Here is a 24,449-nt window from a genome sequence, read left to right as displayed (position 1 = left end):
CATGGTTTCCACAACAATAAAGTTAGGACCGACCGTCGCCCCGGTGAAATTTACCCAGGTTGAGCCTGTTCTCCTGACAGATGAAACGATTCTGGCGCGAAAAGAAAAAATCCTGAATGGGATGAAGAACGAAGGCTTCGATGCTCTTGTGATTTACGCAGACAAAGAGCATGGCGCTAACTTCGCCTATCTGACGGGATTTATTCCGCGTTTTGAAGAAGGCCTGCTAATTCTGGAAACCAGTGGCAAATGTACACTGGTACTGGGCAATGAAAACCTGAAGCTCGCGCGCTTTTCACGCGTGCCGGTTACGCTGGCACACAGCCCGTACTTCTCTCTGCCAAATCAGCCAATGGATAACGAAGCGCCGCTGGAAAGTATCTTCACCGCCGCCGGGCTTAACAATAAAAGTAAGGTAGGGCTGGTGGGCTGGAAGATGTTCACTCCGGCGGCCGGGAACGGCAAAACATTCTTTGATCTGCCGTATTTTATTGTTGAGGCGGTCAGATGCACCCTGAAAGCCAGTGCAGAGCTGGAGAATGCCGCTCACCTCTTTATTAGTGGCAAATCGGGGGCGCGTGCGACCTGTAATGCGAACGAAATTGCTCACTATGAACACGGCGCTAACCTCGCATCAAACTGTATTCTTGATGCCATCAATGCGATTGAGGTTGGCGTCCGTGAAGTTGATCTGGGCGCGCTGCTGGCCGCGGAAGGCCAGGACAACACGGTGGTATCCATTGCCGCCACCGGTAGCCGCTTCGATAAAGCCAATATATACCCGAGCTATAAGAAAGTGCAGAAGGGTGATCCGTTATCATTGACCACTGGCTTTAAAGGCGGATTGTCCAGCAGAACCGGTTTTGTCATTGCCGATGAGAGTGAATTGCCTGCCGGGCAGGAAGAGTGGTTTCAGCGTATGGCTAAACCGTATTTCGCTGCGGTTGTCGCCTGGCTGGAAAATATTCACTGTGGCATGACCGGCGACGAGCTTTACCAGTTGGTGGAACGTGTATTACCTAAAGAACGCTATGGCTGGCACCTGAATCCGGGTCACCTCGTTTCAGATGAAGAATGGATGTCTTCCCCGGTCTATGAGGGGTCAGATGAACCGCTGAAAAGCGGCATGATCATGCAGATTGATATCATCCCTTCGGTCGCGGGTTACACAGGCGTTAGCGCGGAAGAGTGCGTGGTACTTGCGGATATCACGCTTCAGGCAGAGATCAGCAAACACTATCCGGCGTTATGGAATCGTATTGAGACGAGACGGCGTTATCTGCGTGAGGAAATTGGCATCAACCTGAGTGCGGAAATACTGCCATTGTCCAATACCGTGGCTTATCTGAGGCCTTTCTATCTGGCAAAGAATCAGTCACTGTTTGTTGAGCGCTAACTGCTCCGGATTTATTGTTTCGCATAGAACATCGTCATTTTATTGAAATATTTTGAAGAGTATTAATGAAAATTTTAATTGCTGGTTTATTTTTTCTGTCATTTACGTCTTATGCACAGTCTCATCTCGGCACATGGGGAACGACCTGTGATGACGAGGGTTTTTCAATTCAGCTAAGTAAAATCCCCAGTCCGTTGATTGTGAATGACAATCAAATCATCATCTCAATCCATTCAAAAGAGGTTTCCGCTAATCAGGTCGCTGTATATTTTGATAAGCCGCTTGATCTTGGTACGGGTGGAATGAACCTTGCGTGGGATAGTTTCAGCACAACGAAATCGGTGGCTGAAATGACCATTAAGGGCAGTTCAGGATTGTTCAGATGGCACGGTTTCTTTGATAAAAGTAAGAAAAAATATGTTTGGGTTGATGGTCCAGATTTTGTGCAAGATCATACGAAAAATGGTCTGATTAAACTTAAGAGATGCGATTAATATACTATTTTAACATGGGAGATGGGGCACTTCTTCATTGATGTCAGCCGGGTCCGGACGTGGTGCAAAGCCAGCAGCACAGGGCTGCTGGCCAGATAAGCTTGTTGCCGTATTCGCTCATCATTGCTCTTTCTCCGCCATCTAAACCCGTCGACTGAACAGGGTGGATTACACATCCAGCCGATGGATGACGCTGACAAACTGGTGCACGCCGCGATTAATTTCCTTCAGGCTCCGCGAGAGGTCGCTGATTTTATCCTGTTCGGTGACCACGAATTGTTTTACCGCATCCAACTGTTGATACATCTGCTGGATCAAATCAGCATTCACTTCTACGACGGACGTTATTTTTTGCGTGGCGCTGGCGGTCGATGCAGCCAGTCGGCGGACTTCCGCAGCGACGACACTAAATCCGCGTCCGGCTTCGCCAGCCCGCGCTGACTCAATGGCGGCATTCAGTGCCAGAATATTGGTTTGTGCGGCAATAACGTTAATTGTATCAACGACTTCAGTAATACTTTTGGCCGAAGCATTGAGCTTTGCGCCAATCTCGGTTGCGGCATTTACCTGAACAGCAACCAGCCCGGAGTTACGCACCGTTTCTTCCAGCACCTCATTGGCATTATGCGTGATTTGCGAGGTTTCTTCTGAGGTGGTAACGGCGATATCGGCCACCCGTTTTGCGGCTTCGACACGGGTTGTGATATCAGATGCGATCTTAATCACCTTACAAACATGGCCATCAGCGTCATAGACGGGATTGTAACTGGCTTCTAACCAAATGCGCTCACCGCTGGCCGTTTTACGTTCAAAGCGCCCAACAAAGTGCTGACCTTAGCCAATTTTTTTCCAGAAATCGGGGTTTTCACGATAAAAACTTTCATAGCAAAAGATGCGATGATGCTGGCCGACAATATCAGACAAGTTAAAGCCCATATGGGTAAGAAAGTTGCTATTAGCCGTAAGAATCTGACCGTCAGGCGTGAATTCGATCACCGCCATGGATAGGTCCAGCGCAGTGATCACTGCTTCTTTTTGCTCTAACTCATGATGGCGGGCGGTGATATCGGAGGCGACCTTAATCACTTTATAAACAATGCCGTTATCATCGGTAACAGGGAAATAGGTGGCGCTGAGATAAAAGCGCTGATGCTGTTTGCTGAAACGTTCAAAGATACCCGTTACCGATTCGCCTGTTGCGAGAGTCTGCCAAAAGGCACTGTAGCTTGCTGAACGGCAGTAATCCGGTTTGCAAAAAATCCGGTGATGCTTTCCCTGAATCTCACTCAGTGAGTAACCAGTGACATCGAGAAATTGTTGATTGGCGTTGAGAATCTCTCCATAAGGCGAAAACTCAATCCATGCCACATGCTGTTTTATTGCATTGATGTCCCGGGTGATGCCGTTACTTTTGGACGAGGGCAGTGAAAAACGCGATTTTTTCATACCAAACATAGAACACCTCAGGAAGTTATCAACATCTCGATGAACCAGATACGCGCAGGCCGGTTTGTGGCATAGCCATCGCAACTGAATTCTTCTCGGCAAGCCCATAGTGGGCTGAATGTTTTTCCAGGCGGGACACTTGGTCATCAGTCAGTCACGAAAGATGGTATCTCTTTACACCCAAAGGGTGCTTGCCGGGATGATTGTCTGTGCATTCCTGGTGTTCTAACAAGTATGGTGACGGGCACGTAACTGGTGTCCTTAACGGGTATCGGCAAATGCGTGGAAAGGTTCAGGGAAAAATGAAAATAATTGCACGGCATTGCAAAGTTGGCGTCGCTACGCGAATTCTACGAAAAGAGAAGGGGAGTTATCCCCAACTTTTCACGTAGCGATACATTGGCGTACCGTTGGCTCAGAGAGATGAGTAGATGTAGATTCAGTCAGGAAAAGAAGGCGAGCCGGTTGCAACCAGCGGGAGTGCCTCCTGATATTCAATTTAACATAATATACATTATGCGCACCAACGTAGCGGTACGTTGAATCTGATGTTTATCCGCGGTTCATCCTCTGCTGTTCACTGATGGTGTCTGAAGCTCTCTCTCCACTGATGAAACTCACAGCTAAGGCTTGGTGTGACTGGCTGAACACTCAGCGCCAGTAAGTGCCAACCGAAGATGGTGTTCAATAAACGCCGTCTTGAAAGCACTGTAACGATGAACATCGTTGCCACTTGCCAGCACCGCAGCACGTTTTATTTCGGCATACTCTTCTGCTGCGTCCTTGTTGTTGATCAGATAATCCCGGAACGCCAGATGCTTTATGATTTGGCTGTCGCCTACAGCAAAAGCATGAACCTGATGACTGCGTTGATCGCCACCTTTAGTGAAATATCGACGATTGGGGATGCCATTTTCACCACGGGCTGTGTAGCCATTGAGCTTCATTGCAGCATTGGCGTTATCCAGTTCTGTCAGCCCATTCACCTCTAACAATATGTCTATGACGGGTTTTGCTGCCAGCTCGGGTACTGACGTGCTGCCAATGTGGTGAATGCGGAAAATAATACTGCCCAGGGTGGCCAGTAATAGCGCGCTTTCTGCCTCAAATAGATCGGGCCACCGCTTGTCGTAAGCGGTCACAGTCACGGTCCGCATGAGTACCCTCCTCCTTTTGCTCTGTGTAATGACCTTAGCACTTAGATTAATACGGGATCTATGCTACAACTTTTCAGATTGTTCAGTGACAGATGCTTTTCATTTCATCTTTGCATTATCGTGCACCACTTTTTAAGGGAATATTGACATGTTTCACCTTATCTTCAGCATACCGAGTTGGTATGTTATCGCCCGTTTTCTTATCCCGCTTTCCATGCCCATTGCTCTAAAAATCCTGTTATCGCTGCTGGTGCTGCTGGCTTCTCAGTATCTGCTGGTTAGCCGGTTCACCTCTGGCAGCATTTTTGCGCCTGAAATGCCGCGCATGGTGATTATTCTCTTCAACTGGGCGTTCAGTGCGGTGCTGTTCCTCGCGCTCACGCAGTTGGTGATTGATGTGGTCGCACTGATTTCACTGATTGTCAGGCATCCGCTGGAGATTGCGCCTGGCATTCGTTACCTGGCTGCACTGTTTGCCATGGGTCTGGCTACGTATGGCGTTCAACAGGCCACCCGCGTTCCCGCGCTGAAAGATGTCACTCTTGAGGTCGCCAATTTGCCGCAGGCATTTGAAGGTTATCAACTGCTCCAGCTCACCGATTTGCACATCACCCGGCTTTTCAATGCCAGCTGGACGGCGTCCATGGTGAAACAGGCAATGTCGCTGAATGTGGACCTGATCGTCATCACCGGTGATGTTATTGATGGCACCCTGGAAAACCGCCGTAACGATGTCGAACCGCTGCGCGGTTTGCATGCCCCGGATGGCGTACTTGCCATCACCGGCAACCACGAATACTTCTTCGAACAACAGGCGTGGACGGAGCATCTGGCTTCCTTAGGGTTAGATCCCCTGCTCAACCGCCACAAGGTGATCGCCCGCGGAGAGGCAAAACTGGTGATCGCCGGCCTGACCGATGCGTCAGCCACCGCACGAGGTGCTGATGGTCCTGATCTCACCCAAGCATTAGCAGGCGCACCGGAAAACGCACCGATTGTGTTACTCGATCATCAGCCCAAAAATGCGCGTGAAAATGCCACACAGGGCGTCGATATCCAGCTTTCAGGCCATACGCACGGTGGCTTAATCTGGGGATTCGATCGGCTGTTTGCCAAACCCAATAATGGTTTTGTTTCAGGCCGTTATGATGTGGATGGCATGCAGCTGTACGTGAATAACGGTACCGGCCTTTGGCCCGGTATGGCGGTGAGGGTCGGTCGCCCATCGGAACTGACCCGTATCACCTTGACGCGTAAGAAGTAATACCGGCACCCCGCTCATCATGCCCTGAAAAAGGGAGAGCGGGAACGCCTGGCGTCAGCGCAGTATTCCCCACTGGAATAAGATATTTCTATAGTTTTTTCTCCAGTTAACACCTTGAAACATTATGGTTTTACGATACAAAAAATGCCTGATAACAGAGTAGAGTAACGGGTCTGGTTGTTAATAAATTGATGGATGAATGTAATAAATGAAAGGAATGCCGCCCATTATTCTTGCCCTGCTTGCTGGCTCACTGGTGCTGACAATTGGCCGTGGGGTCACGCTGCCCTTTCTGACTATTTACCTCACCGAGCACTATCATCTGCTGCCCAAAAGTGTCGGCATCATTATGGGGGCAAGCCTTGCTATCGGTATTTTCAGCAGTCTCTACGGTGGCTACCTGGTCGATAAATTCAGCCACCGCTTGTTAATTGGTTTCTCTATCAGTCTGTTCGCCCTCAGTTTTTTCTTGCTTCCGCTACTGCCAGAGGTCGGCAGTGTGGTCGTGGTAATCGCCCTGCTCAACGCATCCTATGCGCTACTGAGCATCACCATCAAAGCCTGCATTGCCGCGTGGCTTCCCGTCGAGAAACGTGTCAAAGCATTCTCGATGAACTACACGCTGATCAATGTGGGCTGGGCCGTTGGCTCTTCATTAGGTGTCTGGCTGGCGGGGTTTGACCCAACGCTACCGTTTATGATTTCGGGCACTCTGGCGCTGGTCACGGTTATTGCGCTGATGGTGGGATTACGCAATATCCCCAACAGCCCTGCGCGTAACGATGTTGAGCTGAAACCACTGGAAAAACCCGACTTACGCCAGACTTTATCCATCTTGATGCGTGATCGCTGCCTGATCTATTTCACGCTGGGCAGCACCTTCGGTGCGATTGTTTTTGGGCAGTTCACCGGATATCTGTCGCAGTACCTGATTATTATCGCGGATGCCGCTTACGCCTATAAAGTGATTGGCGCCATTATGATCACCAACGCGGTGATTGTTATTGCCTTTCAGTACGTGATGAGCAGTCGCATGAAACAGGACAACCTGCTGAGATGGTTATTTTTCGGCACGTTATTCTTTATCCTCGGTCTGGCCGGCTTTATGCTCGCGGGACCTTCGATACTGCTGTGGATGATAGCGATGGTGATTTTCAGTTTCGGCGAGCTGATTGTAATCCCCGTGGAATATATGTTCATCGATTTCATCGCGCCCGATAATATGAAAGGCAGTTACTACGGTGTACAGAACCTGAGCAATATCGGCGGTGCCGTTAACCCCGTACTGTGTGGATTCTTACTCAGCTATACCCCTCCACCGGTCATGTTTATTGCCCTGATCGGTTTCTCCGCGGCCGGGTTGCTGTTCTTCCGCCATGGGCATCGGTTGGCGATGAAAAGAACGATGGCCTGAGTCTCAATCTATTTTATACGCACCTATTTCACTGGCTGAGATACCCAGCAGCATATAAGAATATAAATAGTGAGTTTCACCCTCTTTAGATCAAAGAAGCTTTGATGTGCTCTGATTATGATCTCGCGCCCTGCCAGGGAGTGCTGGCGAGGGGTGAACCCTTTCAACATCTTAATCAATATTTCTGGGGATTTATGGGCACCGTTAAGTTAGCTAATCCGGCTCCGCTGGGCCTGATGGGTTTTGGCATGACCACCATTTTGCTGAACCTGCATAATATAGGGTTTTTCCCAATGGATGTTATTATCCTGGCAATGGGCATCTTTTATGGCGGCATCGCGCAAATATTCGCGGGTCTGCTGGAATATAAAAAAGGCAACACCTTCGGTTTAACCGCATTTACCTCTTACGGTTGCTTCTGGCTGACACTGGTCGCGATTTTGCTGATGCCGAAAATGGGTCTGACAGAGGCAGCAAACGGGCATTTCCTCGGGGCGTATCTGGGTCTGTGGGGCGTGTTTACGTTATTCATGTTCTTCGGCACCCTGGCAGGCAACCGCGCACTTCAATGTGTGTTCTTCAGCCTGACCGTGCTATTCGCCCTGCTGGCGATTGGCCATCTGGTGGATAACCCGGCGATCATTCACGTTGCTGGCTGGATCGGTGTTGTCTGCGGAGGCAGCGCGTTTTATCTGGCGATGGCTGAAGTGCTGAATGAGCAGTTCGGTCGCAGCATCCTGCCTGTGGGTGATAAACACTAACTTACTTTAAGTGGCCATCGGCAACGTGGCCACTCAGCCCCTTTGTTAGCCACGTACTTATTCTCTATCACATTAATAGGGTTATCCAGATGTACCGCAAGCTCAGAATGCACTATTTTAAAACCACACAATAAAAAGGTGGATAGAGAAATGAGCCAATCGTCGGAAAACCCAAATGCTTCAGCCGCGCAGTGTCCTTTCCACGCGGGAGCCGCCAAACCCATTGCAGGCAGTGGCACCAGTAGCAATGACTGGTGGCCAAAACAGCTAAGAGTCGATCTTCTGAGCCAGCATTCCAACCGTTCCAATCCCCTCGGCGTTGATTTTAACTATCGTGAAGAATTCAAGAAGCTTGATTACCCTGCCCTTAAAGCCGATCTCAAAGCATTACTGACCGATTCTCAGCCGTGGTGGCCCGCTGACTGGGGTAATTATGCCGGGCTGTTTATTCGTATGGCCTGGCACAGTGCTGGCACCTACCGCATGGTGGATGGTCGTGGCGGTGCCGGGCGCGGTCAGCAGCGTTTCGCCCCGCTCAACTCCTGGCCGGATAACGTCAGTCTGGATAAAGCACGACGTCTGCTGTGGCCGGTGAAGCAAAAATACGGTCAACAGATCTCCTGGGCTGACCTGATTATTCTGGCGGGGAATGTGGCACTGGAAAACTCCGGTTTCCAGACGATTGGCTTTGCGGCGGGCCGCCAGGATGTCTGGGAACCCGATCTGGACGTGAACTGGGGCGATGAAAAAGAATGGCTGACGCACCGTCACCCGGAAAGTCTCGCCAGCAATCCTCTGTCTGCCACTGAAATGGGGCTGATTTACGTTAACCCTGAAGGCCCGAACGCCAGCGGCGACCCGGCCTCGGCAGCGGCGGCCATCAGGGCAACCTTCGGCAATATGGCGATGGATGACGAAGAGATCGTTGCCCTGATTGCCGGTGGCCATACGCTGGGCAAAACCCACGGCGCGGGCGAAGCGACCCACGTTGGCGCTGAACCTGAAGCGGCATCGCTTGAGCAGCAGGGACTTGGCTGGGTCAGTACTCACGGTTCGGGCATCGGCGCGGACAGCATCACCTCAGGTCTGGAAGTGATCTGGAGCCAGACGCCAATGCACTGGAGCCATTACTTTTTCGAGAACCTGTTCAAATATGAGTGGGTGCAGACCCGCAGCCCGGCGGGCGCGATCCAGTTTGAAGCTAAAGATGCGGAAGACCTGATCCCCGATCCGTTTGATGCAACGAAAAAACGTAAACCGACGATGCTGGTAACCGACCTGACGTTACGTTTTGACCCTGAGTTTGAGAAAATCTCACGTCGTTTCCTGAACGATCACAATGCGTTCAATGACGCCTTCGCCCGCGCCTGGTTCAAACTGACCCACCGCGATCTGGGGCCGAAAAGTATCTATCTGGGGCCTGAAATCCCGGCGGAAGATTTTATCTGGCAGGATCCGTTGCCTGCTGCGGTGCATCACCCGGTGCCTGCGGATATTGCCGCGGTGAAAAAGCGGATTGCGGACTCCTCTCTTTCGGTGAGTGAGCTGGTATCAGTGGCGTGGGCCTCTGCTTCCACCTTCCGCGGTGGCGATAAACGCGGTGGTGCCAACGGTGCGCGTCTGGCCCTTGAGCCGCAACGTCACTGGGAAGTTAACCGTATCGCCAGTCGTGTGCTACCTCAGCTTGAGGCGATTCAACAGCAGTCAGGGAAGCTCTCTCTCGCCGACACGATTGTTCTGGCAGGTACCGTGGGCGTTGAAAAAGCGGCCGCAGCTGCGGGCGTCCTGATTGATGTGCCCTTCTTACCTGGCCGGGTGGATGCGCGCATTGAGCAAACGGATGTGGCTTCCTTTGCGGTACTTGAACCGGTTGCTGACGGTTTCCGTAACTACAAAAGTGGCAGAAGCAGTGCATCGACAGAAAATATGCTGATCGACAAAGCGCAGCAACTTACGCTGACCGCACCTGAGTTGACGGTGTTAATCGGTGGGCTGCGTGTTATCGGGGCGAACGTCGATAACACCCCGCACGGTGTGTTTACCGACCGGGTGGGTGTGCTCAGCAATGATTTCTTTGTCAATCTGTTAGATATGGGCACCGTCTGGCGCGCAAGTGATGACGCTAAAGAACACTATGAAGGGCATGATCGTACCACTGGTCAGCTGAAATACACCGCAACACGTGCAGACCTGGTGTTTGGTTCCAACGCAATACTGCGTTCACTGGCGGAAGTGTATGCCAGCGACAGTTACCAGCATCAGTTTGTGCTCGATTTCGTCGCTGCCTGGACGAAAGTCATGAATCTGGATCGTTTCGACGTTCAGTAACCCCTGCGGGTAAGCGGATCGATGCCGCTTACCCTTTTTCTCAACGCCTGCGTTATTTCCTCTCGCTGGGGACGTACGATAATACACCCGCCACCCCGCCTGCACCGCCATCCTTCGGATGATTTACTCCGTCAGTGACATTCAAAGCGGTAAAATCAAACGGCGATACGCCTTCGAGGCAGGCCGCATTGACCCCGTACTGATGAGGATTCGAGCGGCTCTGATGGAAGGTATAGATGCCGCAGACAGAACAGAAATAGTGTGCCACTTCCCGGCTGTTAAACCGATACTCCGTCAGCGCTTCTTTGCCCTTTATCACATCGATTGCTGACGCAAACACCACCACGGCGCCCCGCATCCGGCAAAAAGTGCAGTTGCAGCGCCGCGCGCTATTCAGGCCATCAATAAGCGTAACGTTAAAGGCCACTGCGCCGCAGTGGCACTGAGCAGAAATGTTCTCCGTCATCGTCATAATCCCGTTATCAGTTGAGGAGCCAGCTGACATTATCTGCGCTCCTGGTGACAATACTGTGATATTGGCTCAGGAAAAGTTTTCCAACATCGACATAAAGGAATGCCGGTCACCATGGCCTTCCGTCAGCCGCACCCGCCCCTCAATATCGGCAAGATGGTGGTCCATCAACGCCCGGGCCTTAGCTAAATCTTTCGCTTTGAGCGCCGCGACAATCTGGCGATGATGGTCAGCACCGCAATCATCTTTGCGATCCTCCTCATACAGCGACATCACCAGCGACAGCCGCGCAACAATCTTCGTCAGCATCTCGGTCAGCACCGGATTACCGGCCAGCTCTGCCAGAACGATATGGAACTTGCCGGACAACACTGTTTTCGATTTCTCGTCGCCATGATGATGGATCTGTTCTTCTTCATCTGCCAGCTTTTCCAGGCTATCCAGCTGCTCTGGGGTGGCCCGATCCACCACGAACGCCAGCAGGATACCCTCCAACTGACGCCGGGCTTCAAACAAGTGCCTGGCCTGCTCAACGCTCGGTTCGGCAACAAAAGTGCCGCGATTTCTTTTGCGCTCCAGCAGATGATCGCTTTCCAGCACGCCCAGCGCGCCCCGCACCACCGTCCGGCTCACGCCGAAATGTTCGGCGATAGCTTCCTCAAGAATTTTACTGCCGGGCTTCAGCGCCCCTTCACCAATTGCCGCCGCCAGCGTGACGCGAATCCGCTCGGATACGTCATCATGACTGTCGGCGCTAGCAACCGGTGTCGCCCTGGCACGCGTTTTTTTCATTAGCTTGTTCATCCTCTGTCTGAACCCTGACCGCATGCTGAGTACGTTACCGCAACACAACGGTGACTGCCTTCTATATCGTGATAATGATATTGATACGTAACCGGGTTATAACACGATGCCCTGAGCGCGACAGGTGGCCCGGATATGTGCTGCCGATTGCTGAATAAAACGAATCGCTTCATTAAACCCGTAAGATTGATGCTCGTAGCTTGGGTAACCGTAGCGGCTACGTTCATAACTTTCCCAGTCTTCAACCTCGCCAGCGGCAACGCGCTGAGCACAGGCATCAATGGTGGCAAAATACGCCTCCAGCTCGCTGGCCGTCAGGTCGGGATGCCCGGCGCGCCAGAGCGGATCGTCAATCTGAATACACTGACGCGGATGAGGACGGCGTCGATTATCGTCGGTCGATTGGGCGATTTCCAGCGACAGATTCAGCTGTGGGTTGACCTGTGCCAGAATCGACAGAATAGCAGCAAAATCCACCACGCCGCTGCCACATGGGCGCGGCTGAAAATCCAGTCCCCCCGGAGCGCGTCCAATGTACGCATCTTTAATATGGGTCTGACGCACCCAGGGTGCCAGGCGTTGAGTGGCCAGCACCGGGTCTTCGCCGCGTTGCAGCATATTGGCAGTATCCAGCACCACCCCCGCGCACTCTTCCCCTACGGCCTCAATCATCCGCAGTATTTCGAAAGAGGTGATCTCATCGTGAGTCTCGATATTCATATGCACGCCGTGAGCGCGGGCAACCGGGGCCAGCTTACGCATGACATTTGCCATGCCTGCCAGCTGCTCTTCCCATGTGACATCGGTACGGAAACGGTCGGCCGCCAGACGGCCAGGATAGGCAGGTTTAAAATTACCCGGTGAAACCCACATTTCCCGGCAGCCAATCGCTGCGCTGGCTTCAATCATGCGGGTCAGCCCTGCAATAATATCGCCATTGCCGATGGCCCGCAGTTCTGGTGCTTCTGCGCTGCAATAAGGGTTGATTTTTCCGAGGCCGCTTTCCAGATACAGACCCAGTTCATCGGCTTTTGCGCGGATATCCCGCAGTAAACCGCTGTCCAGATTGGGGCTCATATCCAGCACCGTGCTGAAGAAGATGCCCTGAAGCCCCAGTGACTTAACATGATCCAGGCTGGCCAGCGGGCCACGTTTTTTAACTTCGGGTAGTTTCAACCCATCGATGCCTAACTTCATTGACGATTCCTTTAAGGTTAACAAATCACTGACTGATAGCTCAGGAGGTTGCAAGCCTTATGCCATCGACCCTTTTTCGTCATGATATTTAACGTATCTCATTGATAATTAATCTCTATATTTTTTATTTTATTTTGTATAACAAACTTTCGCATAAATATTCATATCACATCATCGTAATTGCACTGTCAGTACGTCAGAAACCTGACAGAACGGGCTTTCCGTCATCTTTATGGGCGATCATTTTGCGAAAAAAGGGGATTTTATCGTCTGTTTCTGCGCGATCCTGGTGATTATTTGCACCAAAATAATGCCCTTTCTGCACCACAATCGTCATTTCACGTAAGGAATTTTCTTTCGAATTATAAGATGTAATTTAATTCGCACAGATTTGCGAAACTTTGATTTAAATTAATAATTGTTTTATTTCAATCCATTATGGAGTTTCCCTCCCCTTCCCCCAACAATCTGGCATACGGCTTGCAGTTTCCTTGTCATCAACCCATTCGTCTTATGACAGCGACTCATCACCAGGGAAGCCCTATGCAAGATAAGCAACATACCCTTGAACGTAAGCGCCTGAGCGTGCAGGGACTGACCCACAGTTACGGTGGCAACAACGCGGTGAGTGATGTGTCATTTACCATTGAACCGGGTGAAATTGTGGCGCTGCTCGGGCCAAGCGGATGCGGTAAATCCACCGTGCTGCGAGCCATCGCCGGACTGATCCAGCCAAAGACAGGCAAAATTGTTCTGGGGGACCAGGAGCTCGCCAACGTGTCAGCCAGGGCTCGCGGCATCGGCATGGTATTCCAGAACTATGCGTTGTTCCCCCATCTCACCGTGGCAGAGAACATTGCTTATCCGCTGGCCTGTCAGCAGATATCCCGCGCGGAACGTAAGCAACGCGTGGCGGAGATGCTCTCCCTCGTGAGACTGAACGAGTTTGGTCATCGCCTGCCGCGTGAGCTATCCGGTGGCCAGCAGCAGCGTGTTGCCGTGGCCCGCGCCATTGCTGGCCGCCCTTCACTGCTGCTGCTTGATGAGCCTTTCGGCGCGCTGGATCGGGCGCTGCGTTTCGATCTGCAGGTTGAATTGCTGCACCTGCAAAAAACCCTGGGCATTACCACGCTGATTGTCACTCACGACCAGGAAGAAGCGCAGAGTCTCGCCAGCCGTCTGGTCCTGATGAACAAAGGGAACGTCGAACAGATCGATACGCCAATGGCGGTCTATGACCAGCCGAAAACGCTGTTCGTGAATACGTTTATCGGTCAGACCAATCAGCTGCAAGGGACCGTGCTGCGTTTCGATAACGACACCACATTGATCGGCCTGCCCGACCAGAGCACCGTGCGCCTGCCGCGCCGTCTGAACTTCACTACCGGTTCAAAAGTGACGCTGACTTTCCGTCCTGAAGAGGTGCGGCTTTGTTTGCAGCCTGGGGAAAACACCCAGCCCGTACGCATGACAGTATCGGTGCCGCTCGGGCCAACGCTGCTGCATGACCTGGCACTGGAAGACGGCACTCGTCTGAAAGCGTCAGAGGTACGAGGACCATCAACGTTTATCCCCCAACCCGGATCCCAACTTTTTGCTGAGATTGACACTGCCCGCTGTCATGCCTTCCCGGCTGAACCGCTTCCCATGAATCAATAACCCAGGTGAACACTATGAAAAATGTAGAAATCAGTCGTCGTCGGTTCGGTCAGTTAATGGCGGGTGTCGCCGCTTCCGCCATGCTGCCGTTTTCACTGCGTGCGCTTGCCGCCGCAGGCAGTGGAACCGCCGTCGCCGCGACGTTCCCGGGAAACTGGGAAGATGCGTATCGCACTATCCTGACGCCGATATTGAAAAAAGAGGGTTTTGACCTGACGGTGTCCCCTGCGATGGCCCAGGACCAGCTGGCAAAAGTGCTGGCCAGCCCCGGAAACCCGCCTTACGACACGCTGTTGATGTCGCCTGGACAGATGACAGTCGCTATTGAAAAGGATCTGATCCAGAAAATTGATCCGTCACGCCTGAAAAACTGGAACCTGCTTGATCCGGCATTTCAGGGCGAATATGGCCCGACGGTCACCGTTGAGGTTAACGGCATCGCCTACAATCCCGATTTGGTGCCGCGCCCTAAAGGCTACCGCGACCTGTTCGAGAACCCGGCATACAAAGGCCTGGTGTCCTGGACCGGATTTGCCTCGAACACCGCCGTCATGGCGTATACCGAGCTGGCAAAAATTTACGGGACAGGCCCGGATGACATGGCCGCGGTCTTTAAACTGTTTAAGGAACACCCGGAGCAGCTGACGAGCATCGTTGACAGTACCAACCATCAGATGACGCTGTTCCAGCAGGGTGAAATTGCCGTGTTTATGTGCAGTACCGGGAATGTGGCGCGACTGAAAAGCCTGGGGTTAAACGCGGAGTTCGTGCACCCGGAGAGTGGCTCACCGGCCGCCCCGGTGAATATTCATCTCACAAAAGGCAGTAAAAATCTCGATGCGGCCTATGCCTATATGGATGCCGCCATCTCTAAGGCGGCACAAACTGCACTGATGCAACCCCCCGTCGAGATGTTCCCGACCAATAAAAACGTCGCCCTGACACCGGCAATTGCTGCCTATGTCACGCGTGAGCAGCTGAAATCGTTGGTCTACCCGGACTGGGCTGCGATTAACAAAAACCGTGATAACTGGATACGCCAGTTTGATTCCCTGGTTGCCGGTTAAGGTGATGTGATGAAACAGAGCGGCTTTGCTTATGTTGTCCCCATGTTATTGCTTTCACTGGTGTTTTTTGCCACACCGCTGGCGGTTCTGGTTGGTTTCAGCTTCACGTCCGGTGACGGTGTCACGTTAAGCCATTACGCGCGTTTCTTTGGTGATAGCTTTAACTTCCGTGTGCTGATGAACACCGCCAGGCTGGGGATTGAAACGGTCATAGGAACGACACTGCTGGGCGTGCCGATTGCCCTGCTTTACTGGCACAGCGGGCGTCACTTACGTCAGGTGCTGATCTTCCTGACGCTGATCCCGATGCTGACCAGTAACGTGGTACGCACCTTTGCCTGGATTGTCATCCTTGGCCGCCAGGGGCCGATCAGCGAGGCGCTGATGGCCATGGGGATAACGGGAATGCCGACCAGCCTGATGTTCACCGAAACCGGACTGGTGATGGCGATGTGCCAGATTGATCTCCCGCTGATCATTCTGCCGCTGATCGCCATTCTCTCACGCACACCTTATCAACTGACCGAAGCCGCTCAGGTGTCCGGAGCGGGCGCATGGCGAATTTTGATCACCGTGCTGCTGCCGTTGATGCTGCCGGGCCTGCTGGCAGGCTGGATACTGGTATTTGCCAGTACCAGCAGTTCATTCGTTACCCAGGCGGTGATTGGCGGCGCGCGTAATGTGTATGTCCCTCAGCTGATTTACCGCGAAGTGGGTACGCTGTTCGACTGGCCGCTGGCTTCCGCTATTGCCGTGGTGCTCCTGGTGTCCACCGGGTGCCTGCTGGTCGCACTCACGATGATTTCACGCCACCGGAGACTGAACGGTCATGCTTAATCGACGCGAAAACCCTGTTCCCGGCCTGCTGTATAAGCTCTTTGTCTACGGATTTGGCTCGCTTTGCGTGATCTATCTGGTGGCCCCGATAGTGATTGCACTGATGATGTCATTCACCTCCGGGCAGACCCTGAAATACCCGCCGCAGGGTTTCTCTCTGCGCTGGTACGAGGCCTTGTTAGATCCGGTCCGGTCAGCCACGGAGCACGTTGCCGCCGGAAACTCGTTAAAAATCGCCGCCCTGGCCGTACTGGGTGCGCTGATCTTCGCCGTGCCTGCCACCATCGGTATGACGCGGATGAAGCGCAGAAATGTCAGCACCATAGAACCGTTGCTGCTGGCACCGCTGGTGCTGCCAAGTCTGGTCTACGGGCTGGCTGCGCTGATTGTTGCCAATTTTATCGGCTTCCCGCCGTCATTGTGGCTGACCATTCTTGGCCATGTGGTGGTGTTTGGCCCCCTGATGTATCGCGCCGTGTCGGTGGTGGCGCAGGGGATGAATCCTTCGCTGGCGGAAGCCTCGGCCACGATGGGGGCCAGCTGGTTTATGACGCTGCGCCGCGTCACCTTACCGCTGCTGATGCCGGGCATTATGGCAGGGGCGTTTCTGGTGTTTATTCAGTCTCTGGATAATGTCTCGGTTTCGCTGTTCCTTGCCGATGCCCGCACCACCGTCTTGCCGCTGCGTATGTTCGCACTGATCGAGGAGTCGCTCGACGTTCGTGTTGCGGCCATCTCCGGGATTTTAATCGCGATCACCCTGCTTGGTCTGCTGGTCGCCCGGCGCGTGCTGGCACCGCGACCACAGCAACCCTGATTTTTTGACGACAAGGAAAGACTATGAATACTCGTGCGACTCAGGCCGCTGGCTATCGCATTGGCGCGCTGCTGGCCGATTTCCAGCCGGATTTTGAATTTTCAGCGCCGCTGCCGTTACCGTTAGAAGAGTTCGAAGAACGTCTGCGTAAAGTGCGTCGTCAGGCGGTGGAAGCGGGACATGATGCGATTATCGTCCATGCCGGGAGCGTTGGCTGGTTCCATGCCTCTAACCCCTGGCTGCGCTATCTCTGTGACTGGATGCGTGAAGGCGTGCTGATCGTCCCGACCGACAGTGACAAACCGCTGGTACTGCTCTCCTTTTTCACGCAGTCGGTATTGCTTCCCCCCGGTGGTGAGCCGCTGCTGGTTGATGAAATCTGGCAAATTGGCCCGATTGGCCGCGAATATGCCGACCGCCCCGGCGATTCGGTGGTCAAAACGGCAGAAAAATGTGCTGAGGTGCTGGCCCGTTTCGGGCTGTCAAAAGCGCAGATCGGTAAAATCGGTGATCGGACCTCGTTAACGTTCTGGGCGGCGCTGGCATCGCTGACACCCGCCGCGAAATATGTTGAGGATAGTGCCATCCTTGAGCGTTTGCAGAAGGTCCGCTCGCCGCGTGAAGTTGAGATGTTCCGCGCAGCCGCACAGCTCATCAGCATTGGCACCCAGGCGGCCTACCATGTAACGAAACCGGGCGTCACCGATCATGAAATCTATGCGGCCTTCAGCTGTGCGCAGCTGGCGTTCGGCGGTGAAACGGGTGATGGCTATCAGATCGGCATTAACGAGTTCGGCACCCACTGCGGCAAACCTTATGGTCACGTTGTGCGGCCGGGCGATCTGATCAATCTGTACATTTCCAACGTGACCTGGCGCGGCTATACCGCTCAGACCGCGCGGATGATTGCGGTGGGTGAGATAACTGAACGTCAGGAGCGGGTGCTGGCCGCCTGTACCGCTGGCGTGAAGCAGGCCGAAAAACTGATTAAACCGGGGGCGCTGATGCGTGATATTAACAACGCGGCGTTTGCACCGATGATTGATGCCGGGCTGCTGACCTCCCCGGAGGCGCGCACCATGCCCTATAACTGGTCACCGATGCCCGACGGAACAGCGCGTCTGATCCCACAGCAGTATGTGCCTGATGCCGATTATGAAGCCCAGGGTCGCAGGCTGATGCACGTCTACCCGGCAACGCATGGGCCGCATAACCCAAACCTGGGCCATTCGGTCGGCATGGCGGGCGGTCAGAACAGTTTCAACATCTCCTCTCATAACTACGATCGTCTGGAAGAAGGCATGATTTTCGTGATGCACACACAGTGGCTGGAGCCGCTGTCAGCGGGCTGCAATATCGGTGATTGTTACGTTGTCACGAAAGAGGGGTTTGAAAACCTCAGCCGCCATACCCCGCTGGACACTCACCGCATAACTGCCGGAGTCTGAAATGAAAAATATGCCGGGACATACCTGGTTTGACTTTGCCCAGCTGGGCGAACGCGATCGCTATAAGCTGCTCATCGGGACGGTAATCCCGCGTCCCATCGCGCTGGTCACCACCCTGAGCAAGGACGGTATGCCCAATGCCGGGCCGTTCAGCTTCTTTAACGTACTGACGCATGACCCGGCGATTGTCGCCATCGGCGTGGAAAACTATGCGGATATGCGTTTTAAAGATACGGCGCGTAATATCCGTGAAACCGGGGAATTTACAGTGCATATCGTGGATGATGCACTGGTTGAACAGATGGAGATCTGCGCGATTAAATTCGGTCCTGAGGTGGACGAACTAGCGTTAGCCGGGCTGGAAACTACACCCGGTAAAATGGTGCGCAGTCCGCGGATTCTGGCCGCCCCGGCCGCGCTGGAGTGCCGTCGCCATACCACTTTACAGGTGGGCCCGGCGCGCGAGATTATCCTCGGTGAAGTGTTGGGCGTTTATGTCCGCAGCGATGCGGTTAACCTGGAAAACCTGCACATCGACCAGCAGTTGATGGATGCCGTTGGCCGCATGGGCGGGCACACCTATACCCGCACACGCGACCAGTTCGATATCAAAACCCTGAGCAGCGAGGAGTGGGCGCAGCGGGATGTCGCGGTAAAACCTGCCGTGGAATAAGCTCAGGTCTTCTGGCGGCCGGGCCACCGTCCGGTCAGCCTTTTTGCCGTGATGGCATCATCCTGATCAGGGTGTTATCACGAAAAATATAGTGATGCACCAGTGCCGCCAGCGCATGTAAACCAATCAGCCAGTAGCCGAGGGGCGCCAGTACGGCGTGCCAGTGGATCAGCGTTTCCGACAGTTCAGTATCGGGCACGGCGGCCACGGGCATCGGCAGTCCGTACAGGCTCCACTCCCCGCCCCAGAAGTAATGGGAGGTCAGTGCCAGCGCGGGCAGGGAAATGAACAGTGCGTAAATGCAGGTATGGGTTAAATGGCTCAGCGCGGTATGCCAGCGTTTCGGCGCGGGAATAATCGCGGGCGATCGTTTGCGCAGACGGATCATCAAACGCATGATCATGGTAATCAGCACCGTTGCCCCGGCGGTCACGTGGGTCACTGCAATAGCATAACCGTGCCAGGTTCCCGGCTGTGCATAGTCGCTGATCAAAATGGAACCATAAGCCAGAAGCAGCAGAAACACCGTCAGCCAGTGCAGCGCAATCAAAGGGAAAGTGTATTTTTTTTGCATTACCCGCAGAGTCATTGAATAAGTTTGCGCGCAGTATATCCGGCTAACACGTTTTAACCACAGGCAAAATTTACCGATAGGCGCCAAAAAACCTCGTTCCACCACGACGTTTTGGCCGCCGCTGTGGCACAATATCACCCGGACCTATTCCTGTTATCCCTCTGCCATCGCGAGGCACCATCATGACATGCCGCTCTGACTGCCCCTGTAAAAACCCGGACGCCCCCAGGTTCCCTGCGGGAAAGATGTTTAACGATCAGCGCGGCCGCGCCCTGCTGGTAACCGGCAAAGCAGGCCGTTTCCCGGATGCCCGTTACACGGTCTTAGACATCCGCACCGGGAACGCGGCGGAATACAGTTACCCGGCATTAGTCAGAAAAGAAAAAGGTCGTTAACAGGATGGGGGATATCAGCCCCCTATTTCACCGCGCCCTCGGTCACGCCGCTGATAAACTTGCGCTGGAAGATTAAAAACACCGCCATCAACGGCAGGATAACGATCATCGCGCCGGCCATCAGCACCGGAATATCAATGGTGTTGCGGTTCTGGAATAACATCATGCCGATGGGTAGCGTGCGCAGCTCATCTTTATTCACCAGAATCAGCGGCATCAAAAACTCATTCCACGTCCAGATAAACAGCAGCAGCGCCAGCGTTGATAGCGTCTGCCCGATGGCGGGCACCAGCAACCCCCAGAGAATTTTCACCCGTGATGCGCCGTCCATCACCGCCGCTTCCACCAGCTCTTTCGGCACCTGCTGAAACGCACTGGCAATCATCAGCGTGGTAAACGGCAGCGACAGCGCGATCTGCGGAATGATCAACGCCAGATAGGTATTGGTCAGCCCCATCCAGCGCAACTCATGGTAAAGCGGAATGATAAACGCCTCGCTCGGTAGCACCATGCCGAGGGCAAACATCGCGGCAATCACTTTCTTACCGGGGATCTTCAACCAGGCGAACCCAAACCCCGCCAGAATGCCGAGAAAAATACTGCACACCACCACCGGGATCACCACCAGCACAGAGTTCAGGAAATAGACATTAAAATGCCCCTGCTGCCAGGCCGTGATGTAATTTTTCACATTGAAAGAGCCAGGTAGCGTAAACACACCCTGAAACAGCTCCATCTGCGTTTTAAATGAAGTCAGCAGCGCCAGCATAAACGGCAGCACGGTGAGCAGCGCCACCACCCAGATCAGCGCACGGGAACTTACCGGCGTTTTGTGCATGATTAACGCTCCTTTAACGCCAGATGAATCAGCCAGTTAATCAGCAAGACGATCACCATACTGAAGACCGCAACCGAAGAGGCATAGCCGAAATAGTGCAGGTCGAAGCCCTGCTTATACATAAAGATATTGGTGACCATGGTCGAGGTGCCGGGGCCGCCCTGCGTCATCACATACACCAGGTCGAACGTTTTCAGGCTGGCGATCACCGTCAGCAGCAGTGCGATACGCACCTCAGGTCTTAACCCCGGCAGCGTGATGCGCATAAACTTTTGTCGTCTTGACGAGCCATCAAGATCGGCCGCTTCCAACAGTGACGGATCCATACGTTGCAGGCCCGCCATAAACAGCACCAGACAAAAGCCGAAGAAATACCAGGTCGCGACCATACCAACGGCGGGCAGCGCCCAGGTAAAATCGCCCAGCCAGGAGAGCGCCAGATGTGGCAGGCCGATGGCGCGCAACAGCTGATCGATGGGGCCAAAGGCCGGGTTATACAGCCAGCGCCATACAACGCCCAGTACCGCCATCGGCATAATGTACGGCAGGAAGAACAGGATGCGCAGCAGACTGCGTTCTGTATTGCTGCGCATATCATTCAGGAAACTGCACAGTAGCAGCCCAATGCCGATAGGCAGCAGCGTATAAAACAGCATCAGCAGGGCGTTGTTCCCCAGCGCAATCCAGAACACCGGATCGCTGAACATCCGCATATAGTTACTGATACCGGCAAATACCGGGGACGAGGTACCGTCCCATTCGGTAAAGCTGATACCCAGCGATGCCAACAGTGGCAGCAGCAAAAAGACGCCATACACCAGCACCGCAGGAAGAAGATAAAGAAAATTACGCCAGGGGCTTAGATTCAACATAAACGGACTCACAGGCCAGAACGTCTGACTGCCCGGCAGGATTGCCGGGCAATGCGGCTTAATGTTTCATGCTTTTGAGGTAGCGTTGATAGTTATTATCGAAATTGGTCACCATCTTATCGACCGTCTGACGCCCTCCCAGCAGCAGCTGAACATTCTGATTCAGCTCCGCGTTCATGGTCGGCGTCGCCCAGTCCACATAATGGCCCAGGCCGTCATTCTCATTCAGGGTTAACCACACCTGCCAGGCTTCTTTCAGCAGCACGTTATCCGCAGGAACCTGGGCATTCTTACTGGAGCTGGCCGGCAGGAAACCGGCTTTTAACCAGCGGTCGGCCATGGCATCTGACACCATATAATCGATAAATTTCGCCGAGGCATCCTGCTGCGCTTTATCCTTCGCCGTGCTGGTCACGGAGAACGCTAAATCGGTGCCCCCGACCATCAGCGCATGCTGTACGCCCTCGCCTGCAGGCATCGCGGCAAAGTGGAGATCTTTATTATCTTTAAACTGGCCGAGATACCAGGTCCCGCTGATCAGGAAGGCCGACTGCCCGTTCTGGAACAGTGTTGCGGCATCATCGTTACCGATGCCCTGGAAGCCCGGGAAGAAGTACCCTTTCTCGTTCCAGTTCTTCATCATCGTTGCCGCCCGGCTCAGCTTGTCATCTTTAAAGGTGCCACCAACATCATAGATAAGGTCATCCAGCTTTTTACGATCCTTACTGTCGATCTGCGCCTGCCAGAGTGTACTCAGCATCTGCTGGCCCATATTGCCATCGAGCAGACCCAGCATCATCGGGGCCACGCCCTGCTCTTTCAGTTTGGCCATTGCGCTTTCCAGTTCAGGAAGCGTTTTCGGCACGGCAATGCCGGCTTTATCCAGCAGCGCTTTGTTGTAATACAGCCCGACCATCTCCCCCAGGCTTGCCACGCCATACAGCTTACCGCTGCCGAAGTCCTGCGTGTCGGACCAGCGGTTACGTTTCAGGATGGAATCCGGGAAGCGTTTGGTCCAGCCATAGATGCTTGCATAACCGTCCAGCGGCACCAGCAGCTTGTCTTTCACCAATGACCCCATATCGCCGCCGCCCTGATTGACCTGGGCAATCTGCGGACCATCGCCAGCGGTGAGCGCCAGCTTGAGCGGGATGCGGGTATCTTCAAACGAGTGAACGGATCGGTTGATCACAATTGACGGGTTTTTCTGTGAGAACTCTTTTATCCCTTCATCAACTGCGGCGGTCTGCTGAGGATAGTTATAGATATCCCATTCATTAAGCGTGACGGCATGGGCGCTTTGCGCCATGCACCCGACCAGCGCGCCGGCCGCTATCAAACGTGAGAGCAGGCGCACCGAAGTGCGAAACTGGGACGAACGAACGGATGAACTAGACATAGTGCTCGGTTTCTCCATCACTGAATGGGCATCCTTTCATGTCGACATCTGCCAATCCCGCAGATTGAAGCTACGATTATTAATGCACCCCTTCATACTTACTTTAATAGGAAAATAAAGTCAAACACCGCCTGTAGCGATTTACAGCGCTGTGAGCGCGTGCATAAAAGCAACATATTGTGCACCGATTCAGCATGCCATCACGCAGACGCGGTCGATAGCCTGTGATTCACTCCGCTTATCTCCCTGTTGCCAGCATCTTAAGCTGATAAAAATTGGGGAAAACTAACCTCCTGTTTTACCATACGAAAATCATATGTTTTCCGGTCGCGTTGCGGGTGCCACTACACCAGGAAAGGCGCAGGCCGCAGTGCTAAAGGCGTACCCGGCGGATGACCGTGGTTATCGGTGAGCAGAATGATGCACTATTACGTCTGCTTTGTGATGTCACGCAATTATTTCATCTTGAAAACTAAGTCGGCATTCATTAACGTTGAAATTGCTCATCTGCTGACCAACGAGAATTGATGATGAATAATGACCCTGTGATCCGTGCAGCCACCCCGGACGACTATCCGGCGCTCTACCAAATTTGCCTGCAAACGGCGAATGCGGGGGTTGATGCCAGTGCGCTCTATTCCGACCCGGAGTACCCCGGGCAACGTTTTGCTGTTCCCTATGCGCGCTTTGCGCCCGACTTCGCGTTCGTGCTGGATGTGGAGGGTGAGGTGATGGGCTATGTGGTTGCCGCCCCTGATACGCGCGCCTTTGAAGCCACGCTAAACAACGTTTGGTGGCCTGAATTACAGGAAAAATATCGCCACCGTGAGCCTGAGGCTGCGCTGGATGCCAACGTGCTCAACAGTATTCGCCATCCTGATGCTGCCGCCGGGGAACTGGTCACGCTCTATCCTGCTCATCTCCATATCAATCTGTTACCTGCGCAACAGAAAGGGGGCTGGGGACGCAAACTGATTGAACATCAACTGAATGCCCTGCGTGCAGCGGGTGTCGGTGGTGTGCATCTTGGCGTCAGCCTGCAAAATGAACAGGTGTGCGCGTTCTATCAGCGCCTGGGCTTCCAGCCTCTGCTGCGCAGCAATGCCATTTATATGGGCCAGTTACTTTGAGTGAGGC

22 protein-coding genes and 1 pseudogene are annotated in these 24,449 nt (G+C 53.4%); 14 read left to right on the top strand and 9 right to left on the bottom strand.

The window, feature by feature from the left end; all coding sequences use genetic code 11:
- Position 1: 1 nt before the first annotated feature.
- Both FVB43_RS10640 and FVB43_RS10635 read left to right on the top strand, forming a co-directional pair.
- The gene (locus FVB43_RS10640; protein WP_167863958.1) at positions 2 to 1,396 is read left to right on the top strand and encodes a M24 family metallopeptidase; all 1,395 of its coding nucleotides are present in this window, start codon (positions 2 to 4) and stop codon (positions 1,394 to 1,396) included.
- Between the two features lie 65 nt (positions 1,397 to 1,461).
- Positions 1,462 to 1,890 (top strand): hypothetical protein, encoded by a 429-nt coding sequence (locus tag FVB43_RS10635; protein WP_159338138.1) that lies wholly within the window; start codon positions 1,462 to 1,464, stop codon positions 1,888 to 1,890.
- A gap of 168 nt (positions 1,891 to 2,058) precedes the next feature.
- Here the strand turns inward: FVB43_RS10635 and FVB43_RS10630 are convergent.
- Together FVB43_RS10630 and FVB43_RS10625 are read right to left on the bottom strand one after the other, a co-directional pair.
- A pseudogene (locus tag FVB43_RS10630) lies at positions 2,059 to 3,345 on the bottom strand (methyl-accepting chemotaxis protein).
- 614 nt (positions 3,346 to 3,959) lie between these two features.
- Positions 3,960 to 4,493 (bottom strand): GrpB family protein, encoded by a 534-nt coding sequence (locus tag FVB43_RS10625; protein ID WP_133846560.1) that lies wholly within the window; start codon positions 4,491 to 4,493, stop codon positions 3,960 to 3,962.
- Between the two features lie 148 nt (positions 4,494 to 4,641).
- Here FVB43_RS10625 and FVB43_RS10620 point away from each other — a divergent pair, with 148 nt between their 5' ends.
- The 4 genes from FVB43_RS10620 (at position 4,642) to katG (ending at position 10,260) form a co-directional block, all read left to right on the top strand.
- Positions 4,642 to 5,757: a metallophosphoesterase gene (locus tag FVB43_RS10620; protein WP_133846559.1), complete on the top strand. Its 1,116-nt coding sequence runs from the start codon at positions 4,642 to 4,644 to the stop codon at positions 5,755 to 5,757.
- 208 nt (positions 5,758 to 5,965) lie between these two features.
- Complete coding sequence (locus FVB43_RS10615) at positions 5,966 to 7,171, top strand: MFS transporter (protein WP_167863957.1); 1,206 nt, start codon at positions 5,966 to 5,968, stop codon at positions 7,169 to 7,171.
- A gap of 194 nt (positions 7,172 to 7,365) precedes the next feature.
- A complete protein-coding gene (gene satP, locus FVB43_RS10610; protein WP_167863956.1) occupies positions 7,366 to 7,932 on the top strand; it encodes an acetate uptake transporter in 567 nt (188 codons plus the stop codon).
- A 150-nt stretch (positions 7,933 to 8,082) separates the two neighbouring features.
- Positions 8,083 to 10,260: a catalase/peroxidase HPI gene (gene katG, locus FVB43_RS10605; RefSeq protein ID WP_167863955.1), complete on the top strand. Its 2,178-nt coding sequence runs from the start codon at positions 8,083 to 8,085 to the stop codon at positions 10,258 to 10,260.
- Positions 10,261 to 10,312: 52 nt separating this feature from the next.
- Here katG and FVB43_RS10600 read toward each other — a convergent pair whose 3' ends face one another.
- The 3 genes from FVB43_RS10600 to FVB43_RS10590 all read right to left on the bottom strand — a co-directional run bounded on the left by FVB43_RS10600 (position 10,313) and on the right by FVB43_RS10590 (position 12,733).
- Positions 10,313 to 10,726: a GFA family protein gene (locus tag FVB43_RS10600; protein WP_159338239.1), complete on the bottom strand. Its 414-nt coding sequence runs from the start codon at positions 10,724 to 10,726 to the stop codon at positions 10,313 to 10,315.
- A 75-nt stretch (positions 10,727 to 10,801) separates the two neighbouring features.
- Complete coding sequence (locus FVB43_RS10595) at positions 10,802 to 11,524, bottom strand: GntR family transcriptional regulator (protein ID WP_133846554.1); 723 nt, start codon at positions 11,522 to 11,524, stop codon at positions 10,802 to 10,804.
- Positions 11,525 to 11,632: 108 nt separating this feature from the next.
- Positions 11,633 to 12,733: a sugar phosphate isomerase/epimerase family protein gene (locus tag FVB43_RS10590; RefSeq protein WP_167863954.1), complete on the bottom strand. Its 1,101-nt coding sequence runs from the start codon at positions 12,731 to 12,733 to the stop codon at positions 11,633 to 11,635.
- 543 nt (positions 12,734 to 13,276) lie between these two features.
- Here FVB43_RS10590 and FVB43_RS10585 point away from each other — a divergent pair.
- The 6 genes from FVB43_RS10585 to FVB43_RS10560 are packed head-to-tail and all read left to right on the top strand — an operon-like array spanning position 13,277 to position 19,234.
- Positions 13,277 to 14,392, top strand: coding sequence for an ABC transporter ATP-binding protein (locus FVB43_RS10585; protein WP_197931278.1), 1,116 nt, complete (start codon positions 13,277 to 13,279; stop codon positions 14,390 to 14,392).
- A gap of 14 nt (positions 14,393 to 14,406) precedes the next feature.
- Complete coding sequence (locus tag FVB43_RS10580; protein WP_167863952.1) at positions 14,407 to 15,459, top strand: ABC transporter substrate-binding protein; 1,053 nt, start codon at positions 14,407 to 14,409, stop codon at positions 15,457 to 15,459.
- 9 nt (positions 15,460 to 15,468) lie between these two features.
- A complete protein-coding gene (locus FVB43_RS10575; RefSeq protein ID WP_167863951.1) occupies positions 15,469 to 16,296 on the top strand; it encodes an ABC transporter permease in 828 nt (275 codons plus the stop codon).
- Positions 16,289 to 17,113 carry an ABC transporter permease gene (locus FVB43_RS10570; RefSeq protein ID WP_133846549.1) on the top strand — a complete coding sequence of 275 codons (825 nt, stop codon included), beginning with the start codon at positions 16,289 to 16,291 and terminating at the stop codon, positions 17,111 to 17,113. The genes FVB43_RS10575 and FVB43_RS10570 overlap by 8 nt, the downstream gene beginning before the upstream one ends.
- A 23-nt stretch (positions 17,114 to 17,136) precedes the next feature.
- Positions 17,137 to 18,561, top strand: a complete 1,425-nt coding sequence (locus FVB43_RS10565; RefSeq protein ID WP_133846548.1) for a M24 family metallopeptidase — start codon at positions 17,137 to 17,139, stop codon at positions 18,559 to 18,561.
- Position 18,562: 1 nt separating this feature from the next.
- Positions 18,563 to 19,234 carry a flavin reductase family protein gene (locus tag FVB43_RS10560; protein WP_197931277.1) on the top strand — a complete coding sequence of 224 codons (672 nt, stop codon included), beginning with the start codon at positions 18,563 to 18,565 and terminating at the stop codon, positions 19,232 to 19,234.
- A 34-nt stretch (positions 19,235 to 19,268) separates the two neighbouring features.
- On the opposite strand, the gene FVB43_RS10555 is transcribed toward FVB43_RS10560, so the two are convergent.
- The gene (locus tag FVB43_RS10555; protein ID WP_133846547.1) at positions 19,269 to 19,808 is read right to left on the bottom strand and encodes a cytochrome b/b6 domain-containing protein; all 540 of its coding nucleotides are present in this window, start codon (positions 19,806 to 19,808) and stop codon (positions 19,269 to 19,271) included.
- Positions 19,809 to 20,053: 245 nt separating this feature from the next.
- Between FVB43_RS10555 and FVB43_RS10550 the strand changes: the two genes are divergently transcribed.
- Positions 20,054 to 20,203, top strand: coding sequence for a hypothetical protein (locus FVB43_RS10550; RefSeq protein ID WP_159338149.1), 150 nt, complete (start codon positions 20,054 to 20,056; stop codon positions 20,201 to 20,203).
- A 22-nt stretch (positions 20,204 to 20,225) separates the two neighbouring features.
- On the opposite strand, the gene FVB43_RS10545 is transcribed toward FVB43_RS10550, so the two are convergent.
- Genes FVB43_RS10545 through FVB43_RS10535 form a run of 3 tightly spaced genes read right to left on the bottom strand, consistent with a single transcriptional unit; the run spans position 20,226 to position 23,312 of the window.
- Positions 20,226 to 21,041 carry a carbohydrate ABC transporter permease gene (locus tag FVB43_RS10545; RefSeq protein ID WP_133846546.1) on the bottom strand — a complete coding sequence of 272 codons (816 nt, stop codon included), beginning with the start codon at positions 21,039 to 21,041 and terminating at the stop codon, positions 20,226 to 20,228.
- A 2-nt stretch (positions 21,042 to 21,043) separates the two neighbouring features.
- Positions 21,044 to 21,913 (bottom strand): carbohydrate ABC transporter permease, encoded by an 870-nt coding sequence (locus FVB43_RS10540; RefSeq protein WP_133846545.1) that lies wholly within the window; start codon positions 21,911 to 21,913, stop codon positions 21,044 to 21,046.
- Between the two features lie 58 nt (positions 21,914 to 21,971).
- Positions 21,972 to 23,312, bottom strand: coding sequence for an ABC transporter substrate-binding protein (locus tag FVB43_RS10535; protein ID WP_167863950.1), 1,341 nt, complete (start codon positions 23,310 to 23,312; stop codon positions 21,972 to 21,974).
- A gap of 530 nt (positions 23,313 to 23,842) precedes the next feature.
- On the opposite strand from FVB43_RS10535, the gene FVB43_RS10530 reads away from it, so the two are divergent.
- Entirely contained in the window at positions 23,843 to 24,442 is a 600-nt protein-coding gene (locus FVB43_RS10530; protein WP_167864006.1) for a GNAT family N-acetyltransferase, read from the top strand.
- Positions 24,443 to 24,449 lie beyond the last annotated feature (7 nt).

Source organism: Erwinia rhapontici (assembly GCF_012271765.1).
GTDB lineage: Bacteria > Pseudomonadota > Gammaproteobacteria > Enterobacterales > Enterobacteriaceae > Erwinia > Erwinia rhapontici.
Note: the sequence above shows the minus strand (reverse complement) of the source record. Positions and strands in the feature narration are given on the sequence as shown.